General features: G+C 67.3%; 4 protein-coding genes. 1 reads left to right on the forward strand and 3 read right to left on the reverse strand.

From position 1 onward, the window contains the following. Window positions 1-635: 635 nt before the first annotated feature. The 3 genes from ACE3N9_RS16400 to ACE3N9_RS16410 all read right to left on the reverse strand — a co-directional run bounded on the left by ACE3N9_RS16400 (window position 636) and on the right by ACE3N9_RS16410 (window position 4,785). Entirely contained in the window at window positions 636-2,327 is a 1,692-nt protein-coding gene (locus ACE3N9_RS16400; RefSeq protein ID WP_374285546.1) for a DEAD/DEAH box helicase, read from the reverse strand. A 76-nt stretch (window positions 2,328-2,403) separates the two neighbouring features. Next, window positions 2,404-2,895, reverse strand: a complete 492-nt coding sequence (locus ACE3N9_RS16405; protein ID WP_374285548.1) for a GreA/GreB family elongation factor — start codon at window positions 2,893-2,895, stop codon at window positions 2,404-2,406. A gap of 12 nt (window positions 2,896-2,907) precedes the next feature. Then, on the reverse strand, window positions 2,908-4,785 hold the full coding sequence (locus tag ACE3N9_RS16410; RefSeq protein WP_374285550.1) for an ABC-F family ATP-binding cassette domain-containing protein: 1,878 nt from the start codon (window positions 4,783-4,785) through the stop codon (window positions 2,908-2,910). Between the two features lie 65 nt (window positions 4,786-4,850). Between ACE3N9_RS16410 and ACE3N9_RS16415 the strand changes: the two genes are divergently transcribed. Continuing rightward, window positions 4,851-5,723 carry a TIGR00730 family Rossman fold protein gene (locus ACE3N9_RS16415; protein WP_374285552.1) on the forward strand — a complete coding sequence of 291 codons (873 nt, stop codon included), beginning with the start codon at window positions 4,851-4,853 and terminating at the stop codon, window positions 5,721-5,723. Window positions 5,724-5,779: the final 56 nt, after the last annotated feature.

A 5,779-nucleotide genomic window follows, 5' to 3' on the forward strand; every position in this document is an offset into this window, starting at 1 on the left:
GTATGGCCGAACTCAACCAATCCATGATCGAGGAGGAAAATCAGCCACTACACATCACCGCAAAGGCCGCCTGACGATGACCCAGGGCCACCGCCGAAATTACACCACGTTGACGGACGTGACCCCTCTGTCGAGGCCTATCGTAGGATCGAGCGATCAGATCAGGGGGCATGCCCCCCATGATCTGATAATCAAACAGGCGGCGTGAACGATAACCGGGATTAGCTTAACTTAGCCGCGAAATTGTCCGAGAAAGCGGGACCACCACAGACAGTGCAGCAATTAATTCCGCACTACCGATCGCGTCGATTCTCAATGCTCCAAGCCTTGGGTTTGCATGCGCTTCAAACGAAGCTTTGAAGGCTTTGGCAGTACGGTCACTCTATCCAGCCGTCAGGGCTTTGTGAGCTTCTGTCACTGCTTCAGCAAATGCAGGGATCTGCACGCGAAGCATCCATGACTTGGCCCCGCTAGGGGCAACCAGCAGGAACAAGCCTAAGGCAAATTGCTTGATTTTCTAGGTCTAACCGGAGGAGGGCGGAAGGTGCCGGGCAAGGGTTCGAATCCTCGCGGGGCATCCACTTCCCAGACATTCCAGTGAACAAGACCGGGCCGGCGCGCACCGCGCCGCCGCTTCAGTGCGGCTGGCGCGGGCCCTTGCGGTGCACGAACTTCTTGCCGCGTGGGCCGGGACCCGCACGGTGATCGCTGCGGCCGCCCTGGTGGCGGGCGGCTTCGCGCGGCTTGCCTTCGATGGCGATGATTTCCACCCCGTCATCCTCTTCGGCAGTGCGGCGCACGGCGTCGAGGAACCGGGCGGCCACCGGAGCGGCCACTTCGAACAGGCATTCGTTGGCGGTGATGCGGATCGCACCGATCTCGCTGCGGCTGACATGGCCGCGGCGGCACAGCAGCGGCAGGACCCAGCGCGGATCGGCATTGTGGCGGCGGCCAACGTTAAGCCGGAACCAGGCGCTGCCTTCGAACCCGGGGCGCGGACCCCGGGGCGGCGGGGCATCGCTGGCCAGCAGGTCCTCGGGCTGGGGCAGGCGGGCGCGGTGCGCCTGGACCAGCGCCAGCGCGATATCCTCGGCGCTGCGTTCGGCCAGCAGGCGCGCGGCGATCTCGTGGTCGCTCTCGCTCGGCTCGACCGGGGCGAGCAGCGTGGCCAGCAGGCGGTCGGCGTCCGCCGCGCGAATCTCGGCGGCTGACGGCGGGCTGATCCATTCGGCCGGGATGCGCGCGCCGCGCAGCATCATTTCCACCCGGCGGCGGCGCGGATAGGGCACCAGCAGGATCGCCGTGCCCTTCTGCCCGGCGCGGCCGGTGCGGCCGGAACGGTGCTGCAGCACTTCGGCATCGCGCGGCACTTCGACATGGACCACCAGCGACAGGCCCGGCAGGTCGATCCCGCGCGCGGCCACGTCGGTTGCCACGCAGACGCGGGCGCGGCGGTCGCGCAGCGCCTGGAGCGCGTGGTTGCGTTCATTCTGGCTGTGCTCGCCCGACAGCGCGACCACGGCAAAGCCGCGCTCGGTCAGGCTGGCGTGGAGATGGCGGACATTGTCGCGCGTGGCGCAGAACAGGATCGCGGTTTCCGCTTCGTGGTAACGCAGCACGTTGACCACCGCGTTTTCGATGTCGGCCGGGGCAATGGCCATGGCCTGATAGGCGATGTCGCCGTGGCCCTGATCGGCATCGACAGTCGAAATGCGCAGCGCGTCCTGCTGGTAGCGGCGCGCCAGCGCGACGATCGGCTTGGGCATGGTCGCCGAAAACAGCAGCGTGCGGCGGTCCTGCGGGGTCGCGTCGAGCAGTTCCTCAAGATCCTCGCGGAAGCCCATGTCGAGCATCTCGTCCGCTTCGTCGAGCACGGCAACGGCCAGTGCGCGCAGGTCAAGCGCACCGCGTTCGAGGTGATCGCGCAGGCGCCCCGGGGTGCCGACCACGATCTGCGCGCCATGGTTAAGTGCGCGGCGTTCGCGCATCGGGTCCATCCCGCCGACGCAGGTCACCACCCGCGCACCGGTTGGTTCGTACAGCCAGGCCAATTCGCGGCTGACCTGCAGCGCCAACTCGCGCGTGGGGGCAATGACCAGCGCCAGCGGCGCTTCGGCGGCGCGGACCCGTCCGTCCGCTTCCAGCAGCTGCGGGGCCATGGCGAGGCCGAAGGCCACGGTCTTGCCCGAGCCGGTCTGGGCCGAGACGATCAGGTCGCGGCCATCGGCCTCGGCTTCGAGCACGGCGGCCTGGACCGAGGTGGGGGCGGAATAGCCGCGCGCGGCAAGCGCATCGCCAAGCAATGCAAAAGGGGTCTGGAAGGTCATAATCTCACGGGGCTTGTCTGGTGGACGGCCACAAGGGGCCGCAGGCGGGCATCCGGCCCGCCGTCATACCTGCGCGTTAGGCTTTTGTGGGCGCGGGGACAACCGCAATCGCGATTACCTCGATTCCGTCCTCGCGCCCGGCGAATTCGAGCACATCGCCCACTTCGGCCCCCAGCATGGCGCGGGCGAGCGGTGCGGAAAAGGCAATGCAGCCCGCCGCCGGGTCGGCCTCGTCATCGCCGGTGATCGTAAGACTGCGCTGCTTGCCATTGAGAGTGAAGGTTACTTCGGTTCCGATTTCAACGGTTTCGCCGCTTGGTACGGGCACCACTTCGGCGGTGATCTGGCGGGTCTGCCAATAGCGCAAGTCGCGGCGGGTGGCGTCGATCCGGCTCTGCTCGGCGCCTTCGGCCAGCAGCGCGGCGATCTCGTCTTCCAGTTCCGACACCCGCTGATCGATCAGCAGCTTGCCGCGCGCGGTCACCAGGTTGGGGCCGTGGGGAATCGGAATCTCGAACTTCGGCTCAAGATGCTCGTCGTCTCCGTCGCGCCGGAATGCCACGCTCATCGCTGTCGACTCCTACGCCACGATCGCTTCGAAAGCTTCGCTGGCTTCCAGCCAGGCGGCCTCGGCGGCCTCGATCCGGGTTTCGAGGGCAGCGCGGCGCTTCATCAGCTCGGTCATGGTCAGCTTGGCGAGCGCGGGGGCGGCGCTGGCGGGGTCGAACATCGCCTGGTCGATCGCGCTGCGCTCGGTGGTCAGGCGTTCCAGCTCGGCTTCGGCGGCCTTGGCCGCCTTGCGCAGGGCCTGGCCGCGTTCGCGCGCTTCGGCATTGGCCTTGCGCTGGTCCTTCTTGTTGACCCCGCGCGGGGCATCGCCCCCCCGCGCCGGGGCGGGATCGCGGGCGAGGACGAAGGCGATGTAATCGTCGATCGACCCGTCGAACTCCTTCGCCGTGCCGGCATCGACCAGCACCAGCCGGTCGGCGGTCATTTCCAGCATGTGGCGGTCGTGGCTGACGATCACCACCGCGCCCGAATAGTCGTTCAGCGCCTGGACCAGCGCTTCGCGCGCATCGACATCAAGGTGGTTGGTCGGCTCGTCGAGGATGAGGAGGTGCGGCGCATCGCGGGTGATCAGCGCCAGCGCCAGCCGCGCGCGTTCCCCGCCCGACAGCTTGCCGACCTCGGTCGTCGCCTTGGGTCCGGCAAAGCCGAACCGGCCCAGCTGCGCGCGCACCGCGGCGGGCGTTGCCCCCGGCATGGCGATGGTCATGTGCTGCAGCGGGGTTTCGCTGCGGTCCAGTTCCTCGACCTGGTACTGGGTGAAATAGCCCACCCGCATGCGCCCGCTGGCGGTCATCGCCCCGTCGAGCGGGGTGAGCTGCGCGGCAAGCAGGCGCGCCAGGGTGGTCTTGCCGTTGCCGTTGCGGCCCAGCAGCGCGATCCGGTCATCCGGGTCGATCCGCAGGTTGAGTCGCTGCAGGATCCGCGTTTCGCCATAACCGGCCGAGGCGAGGTCGAGCGTGATCAGCGGCGGGCGCAATTCGTCCGGCGGGGGGAAATCGAAGCTGAGCGAGGGATCGTCGATCAGCTCGGCAATCGGCTGCATCCGCGCCAGTGCCTTGGCGCGTGACTGGGCCTGCTTGGCGGTCGAGGCGCGGGCCGAATTGCGCGCGACGTAATCGCGCAGCTTCTCGCGCATCGCGTCCTGCCGCGACTTGGCGGCGGCGAGCTGGGCCTGGCGTTCGGCGCGCTGGCGCTCGAACGCGTCGTAGCCGCCGGGGTAAAGCGTCAGCTTGCCGCCCGACAGGTGCAGGATGTGATCGACCACGTTGTTGAGGAAATCGCGCTCGTGGCTGACCAGCAGGATCGTTGCCGGGTAGGAGCGCAGGAAATCTTCCAGCCACAGCACGGCTTCGAGGTCGAGGTGGTTGCTCGGCTCGTCGAGCAGCAGCAGGTCAGGCTGGGAGAACAGCAGCGCGGCCAGCGCCACGCGCATCCGCCAGCCGCCGGAAAAGCTTTCCAGCGGGCGGTGCTGCGCTGCTTCGTCGAACCCCAGGCCGACCAGGATTCGCGCCGCGCGCGATGGGGCGGAATGCGCCTCGATCGCGATCAGGCGGTCGTGCACTTCGGCCAGGCGGTGCGGATCGGTGCAGCTTTCGCTTTCCACCATCAGCGCCGCGCGCTCGGTATCGGCGGCCAGCACGGTTTCGAACGGGGTGGCATCGCCGCCTGGGGCTTCCTGCGCGATATAGCCCAGCCGGCTGCCGCGCGGCATGGTCACTTCGCCATTGTCCGCCTCAAGCTGGTCGGCGATCACCCGCACCAGCGTGGACTTGCCCGCGCCGTTGCGGCCGATCAGGCCGATCCGCCCGCGCGGCGGCAGCTTGGCGGTTGCGTCGTCGATGATCGTCCGCCCGCCAAGGCGAACCGTGATGCCGGTCAGGTTAAGCATGGCGCGCCCCCTAGCAAAGGATTCCCCCCTTTGACAGCGCGGACGCAAAGTCCGACAAGGCGCTAATGACCGAAGAAGAACAGGAAAAGCGCCTTAACCGCCGGCGCTTCTACAAGGCGGAACAGGAAGCGGGCTTTGTCGAGGCCCAGGACCACTCCACCCCCCAGACCCGCAGCCCGGCCTACAAGCTGGCTTTCCGCGACACGGACTTCCTCCTGCGCGAGGAACTGCGCCCGGTGCGCTTCCAGCTGGAATTGCTGAAGTGCGAGATGCTGCTGGACGAGGCGCAGATCGGCTCGACGCTGGTCTGCTATGGCTCGGCCCGGATCCCGTCGCCCGATGCGGCGGCGGAACTGGTCGCCAAGGCCCCGCCCGAACGCAAGGCCGTGGCCGAACGGCTGGCCGCCAAGGCGAAGTATTACGAGGAAGCGCGCCAACTCGCCCACATCGCGTCAAGCTGCAACATCGTCGAACAAGGCATGCGCCAGTTCGTGGTCTGCTCGGGCGGCGGGCCGTCGATCATGGAAGCGGCCAACCGCGGCGCGGTGGAAGCCGGGGCGGAAACCATCGGCCTCAACATCGTGCTGCCGCACGAACAGGCGCCCAACACCTATGTCACCCCGCGCCTGGCGTTCCAGTTCCACTATTTCGCGCTGCGCAAGATGCACTTCCTGCTGCGGGCCAAGGCCGTGGCGGTGTTCCCCGGCGGCTACGGCACGTTCGATGAATTCTTCGAACTGCTGACCCTGATCCAGACCGGCAAGATGAAGCCGATCCCGATCCTGCTGTTCGGCAAGGAATTCTGGAACCGCGTGGTCGATTTCGAAGCCCTGGCCGACGAAGGCGTGATCAACCACGCCGACCTGAACCTGTTCCACTGGGTCGAAACTGCCGAAGAGGCGTGGGACAAGGTGGTGGAGTTCTACGAGCTTTCTTGATTGGTGCGCCCTTCGCCTCCGCGAAGGGCTTGCAACACCGGCCCGCTCCCCCGGCC

This window comes from Novosphingobium sp. (assembly GCF_041905565.1).
Classification (GTDB): Bacteria; Pseudomonadota; Alphaproteobacteria; order Sphingomonadales; family Sphingomonadaceae; genus Novosphingobium.